The 18,609-nt window shown below is 39.9% G+C and carries 13 protein-coding genes; 3 read left to right on the top strand and 10 right to left on the bottom strand.

Annotated elements, in window-relative coordinates; genetic code table 11:
• Positions 1-8: 8 nt before the first annotated feature.
• The 8 genes from MAHAU_RS02295 to MAHAU_RS02260 form a co-directional block, all read right to left on the bottom strand.
• Positions 9-2,120 carry a YIP1 family protein gene (locus MAHAU_RS02295; RefSeq protein WP_013780105.1) on the bottom strand — a complete coding sequence of 704 codons (2,112 nt, stop codon included), beginning with the start codon at positions 2,118-2,120 and terminating at the stop codon, positions 9-11.
• A 15-nt stretch (positions 2,121-2,135) separates the two neighbouring features.
• Positions 2,136-3,005: a carbohydrate ABC transporter permease gene (locus MAHAU_RS02290; protein ID WP_013780104.1), complete on the bottom strand. Its 870-nt coding sequence runs from the start codon at positions 3,003-3,005 to the stop codon at positions 2,136-2,138.
• A gap of 1 nt (position 3,006) precedes the next feature.
• A complete protein-coding gene (locus MAHAU_RS02285; RefSeq protein WP_013780103.1) occupies positions 3,007-3,948 on the bottom strand; it encodes a carbohydrate ABC transporter permease in 942 nt (313 codons plus the stop codon).
• Positions 3,949-3,952: 4 nt separating this feature from the next.
• On the bottom strand, positions 3,953-6,865 hold the full coding sequence (locus MAHAU_RS02280; protein WP_013780102.1) for an extracellular solute-binding protein: 2,913 nt from the start codon (positions 6,863-6,865) through the stop codon (positions 3,953-3,955).
• Between the two features lie 125 nt (positions 6,866-6,990).
• Positions 6,991-7,755 (bottom strand): response regulator transcription factor, encoded by a 765-nt coding sequence (locus MAHAU_RS02275; RefSeq protein WP_013780101.1) that lies wholly within the window; start codon positions 7,753-7,755, stop codon positions 6,991-6,993.
• Positions 7,748-9,532, bottom strand: a complete 1,785-nt coding sequence (locus tag MAHAU_RS02270; protein WP_013780100.1) for a sensor histidine kinase — start codon at positions 9,530-9,532, stop codon at positions 7,748-7,750. The genes MAHAU_RS02275 and MAHAU_RS02270 overlap by 8 nt, the downstream gene beginning before the upstream one ends.
• 19 nt (positions 9,533-9,551) lie before the next feature.
• Positions 9,552-11,222: an ABC transporter substrate-binding protein gene (locus MAHAU_RS02265; RefSeq protein WP_013780099.1), complete on the bottom strand. Its 1,671-nt coding sequence runs from the start codon at positions 11,220-11,222 to the stop codon at positions 9,552-9,554.
• A 90-nt stretch (positions 11,223-11,312) separates the two neighbouring features.
• Positions 11,313-12,011: an L-ribulose-5-phosphate 4-epimerase gene (locus MAHAU_RS02260; protein WP_013780098.1), complete on the bottom strand. Its 699-nt coding sequence runs from the start codon at positions 12,009-12,011 to the stop codon at positions 11,313-11,315.
• Between the two features lie 174 nt (positions 12,012-12,185).
• Here MAHAU_RS02260 and MAHAU_RS02255 point away from each other — a divergent pair, with 174 nt between their 5' ends.
• The 3 genes from MAHAU_RS02255 (at position 12,186) to MAHAU_RS02245 (ending at position 15,628) form a co-directional block, all read left to right on the top strand.
• The gene (locus MAHAU_RS02255; protein WP_013780097.1) at positions 12,186-13,322 is read left to right on the top strand and encodes an aldo/keto reductase; all 1,137 of its coding nucleotides are present in this window, start codon (positions 12,186-12,188) and stop codon (positions 13,320-13,322) included.
• Positions 13,323-13,389: 67 nt separating this feature from the next.
• Positions 13,390-15,036 (top strand): NAD+ synthase, encoded by a 1,647-nt coding sequence (locus MAHAU_RS02250; RefSeq protein WP_013780096.1) that lies wholly within the window; start codon positions 13,390-13,392, stop codon positions 15,034-15,036.
• 13 nt (positions 15,037-15,049) lie between these two features.
• Complete coding sequence (locus tag MAHAU_RS02245) at positions 15,050-15,628, top strand: nitroreductase family protein (RefSeq protein WP_013780095.1); 579 nt, start codon at positions 15,050-15,052, stop codon at positions 15,626-15,628.
• 318 nt (positions 15,629-15,946) lie between these two features.
• Here the strand turns inward: MAHAU_RS02245 and MAHAU_RS14820 are convergent, their stop codons facing one another.
• Positions 15,947-16,576, bottom strand: coding sequence for a helix-turn-helix domain-containing protein (locus MAHAU_RS14820; RefSeq protein WP_013780094.1), 630 nt, complete (start codon positions 16,574-16,576; stop codon positions 15,947-15,949).
• 135 nt (positions 16,577-16,711) lie between these two features.
• Positions 16,712-18,388, bottom strand: coding sequence for an ABC transporter ATP-binding protein (locus MAHAU_RS02235; protein ID WP_013780093.1), 1,677 nt, complete (start codon positions 18,386-18,388; stop codon positions 16,712-16,714).
• Positions 18,389-18,609: the final 221 nt, after the last annotated feature.

Genomic DNA, 18,609 nt, shown 5'->3' with positions numbered 1-18,609 from the left:
CCCCCTTTTTAGATTCTAAACGCTATTTCTCTGTATATTGTATATACAAAGGTTATCATTTGTTGGAGTAAGTCAAACACCAATAATCCGATAAATATTATAATGCCCATGCCTACAATTGTAAGCACTGATGTTCCTATGGTTTTACCCATAGTGTATTGATGTGTAACCATAGTACCAAGCACTATAAGCAGTCCACACCAGAACACAGCAAGCTGAGCAAAAAATGTATAGAAAGCCCCTTCCTCAACCGTTATGATGTGGCTAAGTGGTATAAGCGGCAAGTTTATCAATACAAGTGGCACCGTCGCATAAGCTGTGGCTATAACGATGTCAGTAAAGCTGCCTTCTCCATCCATCAATGTTGTAAGACACCAATTAGCTATGCACCAAAGCCCATACGGTATTACAACACTAACTATTTCAGTAAATATATTAAGCGTTCTGGGATTATTAGTATTAAACGCAAAGCCGGTAAGCTGTCTTCTTAAAACAAAGGTCACTATAAGCAGTATGATCATTATAAAAGCAACCGGCAAGTTTCCTCTTTTCTCATGTTTTAGATCCCAGAATCCGTCAAATGGGTGGAATATCACATGAAACGAATAACCAAGGCTATCCAGAAGTTTATTGCCCTTTTTGAATATCTTATTTCTATATTTTGATATGAGCCATATGGCTATTATAGCAAGTACTATTCCCCCTACTATCCAACTAAAGCTTTGTTCGACCATTTCTTTTCTATAGTACTGGAATGCTTTGGAATAAAGGTCTCGCTTATTGCCCAATTTAAAATTCTCCATAGCTTCAGCAAAGCGGTCTTGCCTTAGCAACGATTTACCGAGACCTATATAAGCCAATTCATAATTAGAATTATAGTGGAGAACCTGTTGCCATCGATCGGCTGCTTTATCGTATTCGCCTTTGTGGTGTAGAGAAAGGGCCTCATTTATAAGGGAACCATATTCCGTTATGGAAAATACCGTTACGCTGTTTAGCTTGGAATCCAATACCAATATTTGATTCCCTATTCTTTCAATAGCTGTCGGACTTTTAAATGTTCCTGCCTGTTCCCCTATGCCTCCGAAAATATAGAGGATATTACCATCATCATCATATGTAAATACACGCCCTCTTTTTCTATCTAAAACACTATATATACCGCTAGCACTGTCTACCGACACATCGACCAATGTAGAAGGTCCTCTCACTGATCCTATATACGGGAATCTTATATCTCCTACCGGCGGGAAAAAACCGCGCCTTCTCAACACGTCGGTACCGGTGAGATTTAAGCGTCTTATAGGCGCAACTCTATCATCTGTACTCCTCGAATTAATCGCATTCTGTATATCCGCATCGCTTAAAGCGCTTGTGGTAACATATAAAAATCCTTCATCATCTATATAAATATTATTGTATTCTGTAGGTACAAACAAAACCATTCCGGCACGTTGCTCCCGGGTCGATATCATCTTCCATATATAGTCGACCATATTAGGCGTTACCCTGCTGGCACCCATATACCCCTGAAACGTACCATCGGCATTTAGCTCTATTATACCTTGGTTAACATTCTGAGCTATAACATATATCCTCTTGGCCTTATCCAACACAATCTTCATAGGTTTATAAATGAAATCGGCAGGTATTATATCCGCTTCAGGTGCGCCTATCTCCCTTATAAACTCCCCTGAAGGCCCGAACTCTATTAACCGCCCGTTGTCGGTATCCGCAATATATATATGCCCTTCTTCGGTAACATATAAGCCTTGAGGGTTTTTAAATGTATCGTTTTTGCCATCATGCTCGAATGTCTTCAGTTCATTTAATATGTTCCAATTACTATCAGCTATAATTATCCGGTTATTCCCTGAATCGGCTATATATATCTTGCCGTCTTTACTAACAAATAAATCTCCCGGTGTATTAAAATTCCCTATACCTAAGCTTGACCCGTCTATCACTCTGTCGGGAAGATATGCGTGAGGAGCGTATAAAACATTTCCCCAATAATCATACGTGTAACTTTCATATGGTGGAGTTGCAGAAGCAAAACCAGGGAAAATTATCGATAAACATATTATCGCAATTAATAAAACACACATTTTTCTCGTCATATCCGCACCCCTCCTTCATTCCTTTATACCCGATGTGGTCATAGTCTGAATTATATTGCTCTGCGTCAGTATAAATAGCATTATAGGAACGCTCATCATAAGCAAAGCCACAGCAGCTGCTACGCCTGCCCTTGCTATACCACCCGCCAGTATCTGTTGCAATGCATAAGGTAGCGTTTTTAACTCTTCTCTGTATATATAGGTGCCGCCCGTCGTATTCCATAAGTTTTGAAATACAAATATAACCAGCGTGAGCCATGCCGGTTTAACCGTAGGCATAGCTATCTGCCAGAATACACGGAATTCACTGGCACCGTCTATCCTAGCCGCTTCTAACAGGGAATCGGGTATCTGTTCCATGAATTGCTTCATCAAAAATAAGCCGAGGGAATATGCCAGTTGAGGTACTATTATGGCATAATAGGTATCTATCCAACCCAAAAACGACATGGTAAGGTAGCTCGGTATAGCAGTAACGTGGTAAGAAAACATGAGCGACAGTACTACTATATTGAAAAATAGAATCCTACCTGGGAATTTATGCTTTGCCAAGACATAAGCCGCCATAGATGCTATTATCACGTGGCCAACAGTTCCTACAGCCGTTATAAATACGGTATTCAATATATACCTGGAAAAAGGAACCCATGATTGTTGCATCAATATAAATAGATCTTGAAAATTTTCCAGAGAAGGATTCCTTACAAAAAAACGCGGCGGAAACAGAAATATTTCGTCCAAAGGCTTAAAAGCATTGGATATGGCATATATCAGCGGCATGGCAAAAAATAAGCCGAACAACACCAGTATCACTATATTTGTTATATCGCCGCCCAGAGAGCGATTAGGTTTCCTTTGCCTTGCTTTGACCTTTATTTTAGCCATATCAGCTACCTACCTTTCTTAATAGTCGCTGGACTATTTGGTTAGTGCCCACCATCGCTATAAATAGCAACGTAGCTATAGCTGAGGCATACCCCATCTCGAATCTTATATTCCCATAGTCTACCAAATGTGATACTACAGTGTGCGCAGCATAGTCCGTGCTCGGAAAACCGACTAACGGTACTAACACTTCGTGTATGGCAAATGATGACGTAATGGACATCACAGCACCGAACAGTAGCTGTGGTTTCATAGAAGGCAACGTTATATACCATAATTCTTGCCACCTGTTTTGAATACCATCTACATATCCTGCCTCATAAAGTGTATTATCTATCCCTTGCAGCCCTGCTACAAATGCCAAAAAGCCTGTTCCCAAGCTCATCCATAGTACTACTATTATAGCAGCTGTTTTCATATATGCTGGATCGGTAAGCCACTGAATTGGCTCATATATAATGCCCAAATTGATAAGTAAGCCATTTATATAACCATAAGCATCTCCGCTGAATAATGTATTCCACACCACATATGCCTGCCCAGAGATGGTAGGGGCATAGAATATCACTACCATTATCGCCCTTATCTTGGGTGGGAGCTCATTTATCATCCATGCGAAAAACAGGGCGGCGAAATATCCTATGGGCCCGGTTATAGCTGCAAATATAAATGTATTTTTAATAGCTATTAAAAATACTTCATCATCCAAAAGCAAATTTATGTAATTCTGAAATCCAACCCATTTGGGTGGCTCAAGTATATTATAATAAGTGAAACTCAAACCGATAGAAGTTAGCACTGGTACTATAGTAAATATAGCAAATATTATTGCATATGGTGCGAGAAATATATATGAAATTTTATTTTTCTTCGCCTCTAACCACGCATTGCTCATCCTGGTTTTAAACGAGGTCTTTATGCTAGGCATAACATTAGCAGCCATTCTATCACCTTCCCGTCTTATCTTTCAAATCTTCGAGCGTCGGTAAGCCGAATTCGATGCGCTTGTTGGTAATCTCATCATTTATAACTCGGACATAATCGAGTATAGTTTCCCTTGGATCTTCTCCACTGTATATAACCTCTCTAAATGCATTGTCAAGATGCCTTGGCGTAAAATACCCGCCAGGCACTTCGGGATTACCTTTAACCCACTGCCATTGTGCCATAAGGTTCTTGTAATCCTTAACCGGCCACGGTAATTTCTCTAAAGCTTCTATATTGGCAGTAGGATATCTTCCTGCTGCACCCAACAGGCTTTCCATTTCCCTGCCAAAACGCTCCTGAGTCTCAGTGCTAGTCCACCATTTCAAAAACTCCCACGCTGCATTTTTATCTTTTACGCCTCTTACCATCATAGCCGCCGTACCACCGCTTGGTACCGATCGATCGATAGAGCCATCCAGTTTTTCCGTTCCCGGTACTGGCGCAAAATCCCATAACCCTCTTATTTCAGGGGCAAACACCGATAAAAAGTTATATGTCTGATAATCGGCTATACCTATAGGCATTTCCCCTATTCTAAATCTATTAGCGAAATCATACTGCACCGGAAATTTGTAATTCACATAGAGCTCCGTCCACATCTTAAACGCTTCGATAGCTTCCTCCTCATCTAGTGCGGTGGCTATACCGTCTTCCTTATAGAGTTTACCCCCCATCTGATATAAAAACATCGTAAATGACGTCATGCCGGCACCGGGTGTTTGTGTAGTAGATATAGGAATCCCGAAATCCATATGATTCTTTTGTATAACTGGCAGTATGTTAAAAACATTTTGCCACGTCTGTGGTACCTGTAAATTCAGTTCATCTAGTATATCAGTTCTATAAAACAACATGGGGAAACTTTGCGTTTCCGGAAGAGCAAAAACACCGTCATTAAATTCATATGGTACCAGAGCGCTGTCATGAAAGCGTTTCGCCACTTCATCAAATTCATCAAATTGCGTCAGATCTATAGCGGCATGACGGGTAGCAAAGTTAACAGGATCGCTAATGCCCAATTGCAATGCCACGTCCGGCCCTATATTTGCCACGACAGCAGGCAGCAGCGTACCTGGTTGTACCAGCTCCAGATTTACAGGTACACCAGTTTGTGGCGTAAATGTGTCGTCTATAATCTGCTTTAATACCTGGGCCTGATCTCTACCGGTCTGGATCCACACCTTCAAAGCCTCCCCGCCATATACATTACCTACGCTGTTATAATCCTCGGTAAAGGATGCTATAAGTGCCCTCGTTTCATGAAGCGCCTTTTGTCCTAAACTCGTGCCAACTTCTGGAAGCTGCTTAGTAGGAGAACCAAGCCAAATATAATCTATCTCCAATGGCTGTTCCCTGGCCGAAAGTATCCATGTACCCAAGCTTCCTATGTTGGTCTTGAAATCGTTAAGCATCCTGGGAATTCTATCAGGCCTTCTCGCCATGTCTTTCAGTTGATAAGATAAACGATAAAGTATGGCGCTTTGAGAGCCTCTTTGGCCGGTATAAGCTATGAGCTGCTGCGCCATCTCATCTATTATATTCCCTTGCTTATCCAGTTCCTTTATCACATCAGGTATTTGCAGGTCTAATTGATAATCCCTGTAAGGATCCGGCGTAGGGGTGGTTACCATTATTATTTTTCTATAAGCCTCATTAAGCTGATATAAGCTGGATTCTATAGTACGTATAATTTCCGCTAAATCACCCAGCGTAACCTCAAGTTTTACTTCATGTTTGCCTTTTGTCAAGTAAAATAGACATGGCTGAGCGTTTTTGGTTAGTTCATACATTACCCAGTCGTTTTTATATTCGAATTTTAAATCCCCCGCTTCGTCAAACGGCACTTTTTCGTCGATTAAAAGCCGCCTATTGCTAAACGAGCCCCTAACCATATTCTGTCTTACTTTGAAGGCCAACCTGTACAATCCGTCTTCAGGCACATCAATCTCCCACATAATCCACTGACCTGGTAGGTTCCATCTGTATCCGCCTATTGTATTCAAACGTATTTTAGAAGGGTCATACGGCTCAGTAGTAGGCGATGCTCTGTCATTTAAGGGGTACAACGTAGGATCAGATTTTAAATAGGCATCCTCCCCCTGAATTTTGATAGGTTTTCCCTCATAGTTTTTATACCCTTGCTGTTCATATGCAGCAGCTATTTGTTCATAAGGCAAACTTTTAGGGGCCTGCTCTATAGTAATTGATTTTATAGCCATAGGCTCTTTTACAGATACCAGCCTCACAGTGTTTTTCCCAGCTTTGAAATAAAAATAATAAGGCTCATTATAATATCCCATGTAATCCCAGAGATAGCTCCATTGCCATCTAGGAGCCTCTATCTGACTTGGACGTATATCGTTACCTCGGTTATCCTGCTTTACATCCCCTTCATCAGCCCATATACGCGAAAACGTAAGATGACTGGCCCCAAAAAACGGCAATCGGCCGTTTATCCACAATTCTCTTTCAATAGATGAGCCTCTTCCTTGGATAGGATAATACTCGATTTTGATGTTATACAACCCGGCGGTTTCAATATTTACGTCCCACTCGATGTAACCCTCTTCTCCCGTTTTAACCGCTTTAGCCGGGGTATTACCCAGACCCGTCACTACTTCGACAGTTGGATTGGCATCGATAAAATCGGTTGCGCTTATGTTTATGCTCTCTTGCGGACGCGGTGCATTTTTATATTCGGACAGATATACTTCATAATCATCTCTTATATTTCCTACTGTGAATCCTTGTCCATCCTCATCCTGCGCCTTTGAAACATTGGCTTGCGGAACTATGAAGTTAGATATCGTTAATGAAAAAGCCAACAGAATCAAAATAACAGCTATTTTCGTTGCTCTTCCCAAGCTCATCATTCTCGCCCCCTACGCAACTTTAAGTTTTTGGCCAATTTGATTAATAAATCTAGTAATATTATAGAATAATAAAGGACTTTATAAACTAGAAAAAGTTTATAAAGTCCTTTGAAAATTAAAGATCTTTATAGTACATGCTCCCTATATTCCAATGGTGTGTATTGCGTAATCTTTTTAAATTTGCTCACAAAATAATTTGGATCGCTGTATCCTACTGCAGCAGCTATTTCATATACTTTAAGTTCGGTGCCCTTTAAAAGTTTTTTAGCTTCTTCCATGCGCAGCCTATGTAAATAGTCCTTAAAGTAAAGGCCGAAGTGTTTCCTAAATAGCTGCCCTAAATATACAGAATTAACATAAAAACGATCAGCTATGTTTTTTAAGTTTAAATCCTCATTAAAATGATTTCTTATATATTCTTCCACTCTATCCATTATATCATCAGAGCATATAGCTTCTCTGCTTCCCGTATAAACTGTCTTGTTAAAGTTAATTACATTGGCTTTGCGTTGTCGCTTAATTTCTCGTGCTATATCTGCCAGCGCCTCTATCAGCTCATCTTCATCCACGGGTTTTAACAAGTATCTGGCCACGCCAAGGCGTATAGCTTGCCTGGCATACTCAAATTCACCATATCCGGTGAGCAATATATATTGTGCGTGTACATCAAGCATTTCTCTACAGTATTTTATCATATCCAAGCCATTCATCCTAGGCATTTTTATATCCGCTATAACAAGATCCGGCCTCTCCTGTTTCACTTTATTTATGGCATCAATACCATTTTCCGATTCATAACATATCTGAAAGCCATAACGTTCCCATTCGATTATAGCTTTTAAACCTTCGCGTACGTAAGGTTCATCGTCTACTATCATTACCTTATACATTCTGCTCAACCTCCCCATTTTGAAATCCCGCTAATTTGTCTGTGCCAATCATCAAAGTTACGACAGTGCCCACATTGCACTGGCTGTCCATGCGAAATCTAAAGTCGTCGCCATACAAAAGCTTTAACCTTCTATATGCATTTTTTATTCCTACACTGCCTGAAATATTCTCTATCTCCCCTAGGCTTGTGTAAATACTATTAAGCGTATGCTCGCTCATCCCTATGCCATTATCTTTTATTGTAAAAACAACAAAAGAATTGGATTTTTTTATCTCTACGATGACCAATCCATTGTCGCTGCTGCCTTCTATACCGTGTATACACGCATTCTCTACAAACGGTTGTATGACCATTTTAGGGATGATATAATTCAAAACATCTTCGTCCACATGCATTTTATAGTTTAGTTTATTGCCAAATCTGTATTTTTGTATCTCTAAAAAATACTTTATATAATCCAATTCCTCTTTTATAGTAACATTGTCGTTCCCCCAACTCAGTATACGTCTGAAAATCTTAGATAAGTACTTAATCATCTGCGCCGTTTCAGCTTCACCCTTAACAACGCTCCTCATGCGTATACTTTCCAGTGTATTGAAAAGAAAATGCGGGTCTATTTGACTTTGCAGGGCATTTATCATAGCCTGCTTTTTCTCAACCTCAATGTTCTTCTTTTGCAGATCAGCTTCATATACATCCCTTATAAGGCTTTCAATAGTAGATGCCATCCTATTAAACTCCCTTATAAGATCCCCTATCTCGTCCTTTCCCTCATCACATTCTATGATATCAAAACGCTGATGTCTTACCCTTTTTATATGAGAATGAACAATATCAATTCTATATTCCAAAGAATACGATAAAGCGTATATGGCTGCAGATGCTATAATAAGATTTAAAAGCGCCAACATAAATATGAATCTTGTAGGTTGTACCATAGCTGCCGCTATGTCTTCATCATTTACTATTTTTATCATCTTCCATAAACCCATCCCTATTGACTTATCCAAATCCTGTTCCAATACACTATCATCACTGCCTGTATGTATATCATTTAGTGTATAGAATCCATTATTATATTTATCATCATTGGAATAAATAATTTTATTGAAACCGTCTATAACACATACTATGCCTTCTTGCTTTTCCGATTTCAACATGTCGATAAACTCAGAATGTTTGAAATTAATTTTTAATATTTTCTGTATATTACTCCTCTTATAATAATTAAGATCCTTTATCAGGCTCACATACCAGTGGCCGTCTTGATAGTAACTGACGATCGAAAAGCTGTATGGATCCTCCACAGCATAGCTATACCATTCCTCATCTTGGACATTTATTGGCAAATGTTTATATCCCGTGCTTTCCGGTATAGTGGTATTACTTGTATATATAGTTATAGAATCTATCTGGTTCAGCATATACGTATTTGTTTGGAGCATATCCCTCATGTAATCATCGTATATGTCGTAAAATTCATCGAGCGATCGGTACTGGCGTTCAAGGCAATCATTCAATCTGCGATCGGTCATTATGTTGTAAGCTAAATAAACAGCATCTTCGAATTGCTTATTTATTGCAAGGCTTAGGCGCTGTAACGATGCCTTATATTGTTGAAGCTGCTGCTGTTCGACCTGGGCTTTAGTATAATTGAAAAATACATAATCCGTGGCTACTATGGGCAACAGCACACATAGAACATATATTAAAAGCAGTTTATTTTTGACTTTTATATTATCTAGCCCAAAAAATTTAATTGCTTTTTTTATCATTTATACCATCCACCTGCGCTCATTTATTGCGCTCGGCTATCCTTCGCCTTATTTCTTCAGTGAGAAATTCATCAGCCATATTATACCCAGCATCCTTCATTTTGTTGGCGTATTCCTGCCACAATAGATCGTATTGTTCGGGAGTAGACATTATTAAACGAGCTATATACTTCCGAGCTATGTCAGAAGCCTTCTGGTTTGCAGCTTTTATCTCAGGTTCACTGTCAGGTATAGGTATATCCCAAACGAAACCATAAGGTGTCTCCAAAGGTGGCGCCATAAGATCAGCCATACTCGTTAACTTATATGCCTCCAATACTTCTTTTTCATAGTCTTTATACTTATAATCCATATATTCTACCGTGTCTTGAGGAAATACGTAGTTGCCATCGGAGAACTTAGCCCCTCCATCCGGGTGAGGAAATAACCAGAAAGAACCCAACCCTCTTTTGTGTACATAATCCGGATCATTTATTCGTCTAAGTTGTCCCTCTGTTAAATTAAATTTCCCATTTTGAACAGTATAATCTACGCCTTCAAATCCCCAATAGACCACTTTTAGCACCTCTTCAGATGCCATTTTATCTATAAACTTAAATGCGGTTTCTGGGTCTTTACAATTCCGGGTTATACACACGCCAGCACCCGTCCCCATCACACTTATACCATTATATGCCTCGTTATCCACACCATCAAACACAACCGGCATAGCTATAGGCACCCTATCAAACACGCTTTGTTTTTCCAATACATCTATTGCATCCTCTATCTGCCATCTCTCATCATAAAAGCCTATGACTCTGCCTGATGCTATCTTAGCCTTATAAGCATCATAATTTTGGGTAAACATATCTTTATCCAATAAGCCTTCATTCCAAAATTCATTGAGTTTTTTGTAATACTTATATGCCCAATCGCTCAACATAAAAGAGTGTGCCTCATAATTTTCATCGACCCATACCCCGCCCGTATTAGGATTGCCAGCCAGATAATTTGGAGCATTAAACAATGTGTATATCCTCCAATTATCGGTTAATGCGGTAAAGCCTATCGTCGGTTCGCTGTTATAGACAGGATTGGCTCTTACATAATTCTTTATTATCTCAAAGTATTGATCAAATGAGGTGATCTTGGGCCAGCCAAGGCCCCTGAGCACTGCTATAGGAAGATAAAAGCCCGACGAAGGATAAAGAAGCCTACTATTTTTTCTATATGGCGTTAAGTAGTATATATGACCATCTACAGGATCCCTCAACATATTCAGTTCCTGTTCGCTGTAAATCCTTTTTATATTTTGTCCATATTTATCTATATAATCATCCAGTGGCACCAGTGCATCAGCAGCCCTGAATGTGGCGTATTCATTATGCGGGGCTATAAGATCTGGATAATCTTTGGTAGCCACCATAAAGCTAGCCTTTGTTCTCTCATCACTGCCACTTATATATTCGGTCTTTAATTTAACCCCGGTCAATTCTGAAACCTTTCTGCCGACGGCAGTAGTGGATAGATCTATAGGTTCTTGATTTGAATCCATAACGAAAAGTGAAAACTCCGTATAATCGGCATCGCTGTTATAATATGCATCTGCCTGTTCTATAGCAGCATTGTCCAGTGAATTACTGCAGCCAAGCTGCAACAACAATGCCACTATACACATCAAAACAACTACAGGCTTTCTTCCGCTCATGTTTTAACACTTCCTCGGAACTTTTATTTTATCGTTGCTGCCCAGTTATAAAGCAACGACTTAACTTATATACTGGGCAGTAACTTCTATCTATTGCTTCTGACCGTAATACGCGTTTTTACCGTGCTTTCTCAAAAAATGCTTATCCAACAAAGCCTGATCTATAGAGGTAACCCCTGCAATATTGCTCAGCGTCAATGTGTGATACGCCATCATGGCCACTTCTTCCAGCACAACGCTATTATGCACCGCCTCTGCCGCATCCTTTCCCCAGGCAAACGGCCCATGGCTATTTACCAATACAGCAGGTACATCATCCGCATCTATATTGTTGAAGGTTTCGACTATGACTTTGCCTGTATTCTCTTCATACGCTTGCTCTATCTCCTGTCGCTCCATCTGTCTGGTACACGGTATGCTACCATAAAAATAGTCCGCATGAGTAGTGCCAAGAGCTGGTATATCCATGCCGGCCTGTGCCCATACAGTAGCCCAACGCGAGTGTGTATGCACTGCTCCGCCAATATTGGGAAAGGCCTTATACAGTATAAGATGCGTAGGCGTATCAGACGACGGATTTAATCGCCCTTCCACTTTATTGCCCTCCAGATCCACGACGACCAGATGCTCTATGTGCAGCTCATCATATGGCACACCGCTGGGCTTTATGACCACAAGGCCGCTACTCCTGTCTATACCGCTGACATTGCCCCATGTGTATGTAACCAAACCCCTCTTAGGCAGCTCTTTATTTGCATCGAGTACTGCTTGTTTAAGCAATTCTAACAATTCTTTCTCCTCCTTCGTTTTTTTATTATAGCACATGCCACTTTCTTAATAAAGTGTGACAGCTTAACGCATATCCCCTTGTTTTTATATTCAAATATATACATATTTACATCTATAAATAATCATGCTATAATTTATTTCGTACTCAAGAAAATTATGAGGAGGTACATATTTATGCAATACAGGATAATGGATGGACTGGAATGGAAACCATCTGCGTTGGGCTTCGGCTGCATGCGCCTGCCCATAATAGGCGACGATCACAATAGGATAGACGAGCCCCAGGCTATAGAAATGATAAGATACGCCATCAATAATGGTGTAAATTATGTGGACACAGCCTACGGCTACCACGGAGGCAATAGCGAGGTAGTGGTTGGGAAAGCCTTAAAAGATGGTTATCGCGACAAAGTTATGTTGGCAACCAAACTGCCCACTTGGTTGGTGAATACTTACGAAGATATGGACAGGCTCTTAAATGAACAATTAACCAGGCTGGATACCGACCATATAGACTTTTACCTTCTGCATTCCCTGAGCCAGGATCACTGGAAACAGATAACCAAAGTCGACGTCTTCGGTTGGCTGGACAAGGTACATGCCGAGGGTAAAATAAGATATATGGGATTCTCTTTCCATGATAATTACGACCTTTTTGAAGAGATTATAAATGCATACGATCACTGGACTTTTTGCCAGATACAATATAATTATATGGACGAGGATTTCCAGGCTGGTAAAAAAGGCCTCCAGTATGCTGCATCCAAAGGGTTGGGCGTTGTGGTAATGGAGCCTCTTAGAGGCGGACGTTTGGTCAACAACCTGCCTCCGCAGATAATAGATATTTTAAACAGCGCCCCGACAAAGCGTTCTCTGGCTGACTGGGCCCTGCAATGGGTATGGAATCAACCCGAGGTATCCATTGTATTGAGCGGCATGTCAAACATGGAGCAGGTAAAGCAAAACATAGAGAGCGCTAACCGTTCAGGCGTAAATACTCTCACTCAAGAAGAATTAGATATATTGACCAAGGCCAAAGAAACCTATAGGAAACTGTCGCCCATTCCGTGCACCGGTTGTTACTATTGTATGCCTTGCCCATCAGGCGTGAATATACCGGGAAACTTTGAATTATACAATAATGCCCATATATACAATGATTTTGAGCGTTTCCAGAAAGCCTATATGCATATGAACGAGGCCGATCGGGCCAGCGCTTGCGAGGCGTGCGGTACCTGTGAAGGCGTATGCCCTCAGGGTATAGAAATAACCGACAGAATGGCTGAAGTAAAAGAATACTTTGAAAGATGACATCTTCGTGCTATAATCTATATAGTTTATGGCATGAAGGGAGGACGGCTTTTACAAGCCGCGATAAATGAAAGTAGCGATAGCCCAGTCAAATCCTACAATAGGCGATATAAATGGCAATATAGATAAGATGATCGGTATGATAGACAAAAGTCGAGCAGCAGGTGCTGAGCTTGTGGTTTTCCCGGAAATGGCAACCATAGGTTATCCTCCAAAAGACCTGCTGCTCAATTCCGATTTTATAGAAGCGTTAAACGATCTGACCGAGCGATTGCTCCTGCCTGTTTCTCACGATATAGGTATATTGTTCGGTACCGTCACATATGACAACATATCAGGTATGCTGTGCAATTCGGCCTTGTTGGCCTATAACGGCGATATTATAAGCCGACAGGATAAAAGCCTGCTCCCCACTTATGACGTATTTGATGAAGCAAGATATTTTATACCGGCTGATACACGGCAGTGCATGCAGTTCGGCGATCTAAAGCTCGGCGTCAGTATATGCGAAGACATATGGAATGACAAAGACTTCTGGGATCGCCCTCGCTATCCCTTGGATGTTATAGCCGAGCTGGCATTACAGCAACCGGATATGTTTATAAACATATCGGCGTCGCCTTATCACTACGGCAAATTTGCACTGCGGTCGGACATGATAAAAAACATAGCGAAAAAATATCATACCCCTATAATATACGCCAATCAGGTAGGGGCAAATGATGAATTGATCTTTGACGGCGGCAGTTTTTGCATAGACGCTCTAGGAAATAGGGCTCTGCAGGCTAAGGTTTTCGATGAGGATATAATAACGATAGACAGTCAAAAATTAATGCAAGGCACATATTCAAGCTATGATCCTAATGAGGATATAGCATGGATGCATGATGCCCTTGTGCTGGGCATACGCGATTATTTCCACAAGACTGGATGCAAGAAAACCGTCGTCGCACTGAGTGGCGGTATAGATTCGGCGGTGGTATGCGCTTTGGCGGTAGATGCTCTGGGCAAGCGAAATGTGCTGGGCCTATCCATGCCATCGCGCTATTCTTCAACCGGCAGCCGCGACGATGCCTACGTATTGGCTAAGAACCTCGATATCGAGTTCAGAACATATCCCATAGAAGACGTCTTTGAAGCATGCTTGAGAACCTTCAACGGCGATTCTCCTCCAAAGGGTGATCTGGCAGAAGAAAATATACAGGCACGCATACGCGGCAATTTCATAATGTTTATAGCCAACCGCGAAAACCGCATGGCCTTGACTACTGGCAATAAATCCGAATTAGCAGTGGGCTATTGCACCTTGTATGGCGATATGTGCGGTGCTCTGGCTCCTATATCCGATGTGCCCAAGACAATGGTATACGAGCTGGCTCGGTACATAAACAGGGAATACGAGATTATACCCGAGAGCACTATAGCCAAAGCACCTTCGGCGGAGCTGCGCCCTGACCAAAAAGATGAGGATTCGTTGCCACCATACAGTGTACTGGACCCTATATTGCACGCGTATATAGAAGAAAATAAATCCTTTGCCCAAATAGTAGCGATGGGCTATGAACCCGATCTCGTTAAGGATATAATCCATAAAGTGGATCGAGCCGAATTCAAGCGACGCCAGGCCGCCCCAGGCCTTAAGGTTACCACCAAAGCCTTTGGCATAGGCCGCCGTATGCCTATAGCTCAACGTTGGACGGGATCCATAATATAAGGAGGAATATCAAATGTCAGTATATGATATCATTTTGCAGAGACGGACTATAAGAAAGTTCCAACAAAAGCCTATATCACGGGATACACTGCATAAGCTGCTCAACGCTGCCCGCGTGGCTCCGTCGGCTTCCAATATGCAGCCGTTAAAATATCTCGTGGTAGATGAACCAGCACTGGTCGATGCGGTGTTTCAAACCACATCATGGGCCAATTATCTGGAGGGCAAAGGCACACCCTCTTCCAACGAAAAGCCAGTTGTATATATAATTGTATTGGCCGATAAAGATATACGCGAAGACGGTTATGCCATAGATATAGGTTTGGCATTGGAAAACCTCATATTAACGGCATGGGAGGAAGGTATAGGATGTTGTATACAGGGTTCCATAGATAGGGATAAAATAAAAGCCTTGTTCACCATCCCAGACAAATATGTGATAACCGATGCCGTAGCTATGGGTTACCGTGCTGAACAGCCCGTACTGGAAGATGCTCAAGGCGATGATATAAAGTATTATAAAGACGAAAATGGCGTGTTACACGTTCCTAAACGCAAGTTAGAAAATATAACCTTTTGGAATAAGATATAGCAGATAGCAACGATACCATATTTCACCCTTGCAAGGGTGAAATGCATTCCACAGCAATTTCAGCGTGACTCCGTATTGGTGGCTTCGCCCGATTTCACTTTGGGACAGGCCTATTGCGCAGCGTCGCATGATGCATTTAACCTGAATTTTCTGGCCATACGATGGCCTTCTTCTGCTAAAATTTCGAGCACTTTTGTGCTCGTTTTCATTTTACCAGATGGCAGTATCATTGGCCCAATTCTGCCCAGTAGGAAAGCTCCGGGTTAGTGATTACATTACGCCGGTCTTCTCTAACCGTTAAGTTCCGTGAAAATAAGACTATTTTCGTCCATATTTCATATTGACCACCAGGTTAATTACTATTTCAAAAGATAGAAATACACCAAGGATCACCATACAAATCATCATCTGTCTTCTGTCAAAATAGACCATAAAGAATAGCAGCTCACAGAGTAGAGAGAAGATACCGCTGAACAAATCAATTGATGCAAGTTTTCGGCGTGTAGTTTCAAAACTCTCCACACCAGCTTTATATCCAGCTATCATAGAATAATCGTTCTTTTTAATACTTGATCGAAAAATTGTATTAATTATTAGATAAAATGCCCATATAAAAGCTGCTGTAATAATAACGCAAAAAATTGGCACTATATTTAAGATGCCCATAATCATATGAAATAGGAATATCAATGTGACAAGTATCGGAAAAATATTACTGACCTGTTTCGCGCTTTTTTTATTCGAGCCAGCACCATTGCCTAATAATGTATTCATATCGACCTCCAAAATGGCACAAATTTGTTTTATTTGATCGTAATTAGGCTTAGTTCGATTTGTTTCCCAGCTTGATATAGTCTGGCGCGAAACTCCTAACTTTTCAGCCACATCTTCCTGGGTAAGTTGCTTTGCATTACGCAAGTCCATAAGCAATTTTCCAAAATCGTCCATAAATTGATTCTCCTTATATCTTATTTTATCTGACATAATTAATTATACTATTTCTCAAATATCAATCAACCAAAGGAACTTTACATTTAAGACAAAATATGTTGCATCTTCATGACAATTATTTTTGACGTTTGCTCATGTCGGTTTCTTAATTGAAATTGAACCGGTAGAGTCAAATCCCATTATAAAATCGGCCGCATCAAAAAAACATGGATCATGTGATATAGTCATAATTAAGACGTGGTTTTCAATTTTATATTCACAAAGCGTTTTAATTATAAGTTCACGGTTTTTTGTGTCTAAAGCAGACGTTGGTTCATCTAAAATTAAAATTTGTGGTTGTTTTAGGAGTATTCTGGCAATAGAAAGCCGCTGCTTTTCACCCTCAGACAAATTATATCCACCAATACCAAGTAGCGTGAATTCTTTTTGTGGCAATTTTTCTACAACTTCAATCAATCCGGTCTTGGTGATTAATTCTTTATATATATCGTAGTCAACATCTGCATCTAAAAAGATATTTTTGATGAATGTATCGTTGATAATTATCGTATTTTGTGTAAGTAGACATACGTTTTCCCTAAAGCTGATGTAATCAAATTCACTTATATCTATATTATCAATTAGAATCCGTCCGCCAATAGGATACAGCAATCTGGATGCAAGCTTAGCTAAAGTCGTTTTACCGCAGCCACTCTCTCCACAAAGTAATACGAATGCTCCTTTAGGTATATCAAATGAGACGTTGTTCAGAACATAATTAGCAAAATCATAAGAGTAAGTCAAGTTTGTCGCTTCCATATGGTATTTAAAACTGAACGGAATATTTCCCGTATATTGTTTTTCGTCATATTTTGAGTAGTACTCTAGAAAACGCTTAAAACTAACTTTAGTTTCCTGATACTTTAGAATTGTTTCGATAGAAGAAGATAGTGGAGTATACAAGGTATTTGACAACATATATACTCCCATAAACGCACCTACAGATAAGTTACCAGTTACAGCCAATTTAGAACCAATAATAAGCGTAAACAACATCCAAGTCTGATTTAATAATCCAATAACGATGCCATAATATGAGCTTAATACTACATTCTGCATTGAACATTTATTCAGCGTACCGAATTGTGATTGAAAATTATAATATGAATTATTCTCCAAACCAAGTATTTTTATAGAATCAATAATAGAAAAATGTATGTTTACATTTCTGGCTAACGATTGCTCTGCGACTCTGAGATCTTCAAACGATTTCCTCATGGGTTTCCTAAAGAAGAATACGACGATTACTTCTATAACCAAAAATGCAAGTACAAATAAAGTCAAAGGAGCAGACCAGTAAAACATTAAAGTGGACGTAGCAATAATAGATATAATATTTACCGGGAAAGACAGTATTATAGAGAAAAAGTAAGATACCATAGTTGAGGTATCTTGAAAAATGCGATAATATAAATCATTTGCTCCTATTTTACACAAAAAATCATAGGAGGCTTTCTGGAGTTTATCAAAGAAATCAAGTCTAAGATTACTGTTAAATTTTGTTTTAATTGACGCATTAATATATATATAAATTACTGAAATCAACGAACCAATCAAATATATAGCAATCAGAAGAGGGATAATACTGTATAAATAATTCGAATTCAGCTCAATAAATACATTATCAATTACGCTTTTGCTTATTGTTGCTGAGATCAACGTAAAGCATGAAATGCAAAGAGAAAGCAAAAAAAGTACGATAAGTTTGTATTTTTTTCTGGTCTTACTTAGCATAAACTTTAAATAATTAGTAAAAGTATCCCCTTGCATTGCTTAACCTCTTTTCATGTTTATTATAACGCCTTCATTATCACATTTGCTGTTCTGTATTCTTGTAACATCAGTGTCTTTGCGTTATACTCTACAAATGCTACCATAGGAGACAATAGCTTATACATTACGATGTTATCTAATGAGGGCAGTAGTTTATAGAAAACCCTTGTAAATATGCAATTGTTAGCATTATAGACAATTGGTATTGTATTGTTCTT

Origin of the sequence: Mahella australiensis 50-1 BON (assembly GCF_000213255.1) — a bacterium.
GTDB lineage: Bacteria > Bacillota > Clostridia > Mahellales > Mahellaceae > Mahella > Mahella australiensis.
Note: the sequence above shows the minus strand (reverse complement) of the source record. Positions and strands in the feature narration are given on the sequence as shown.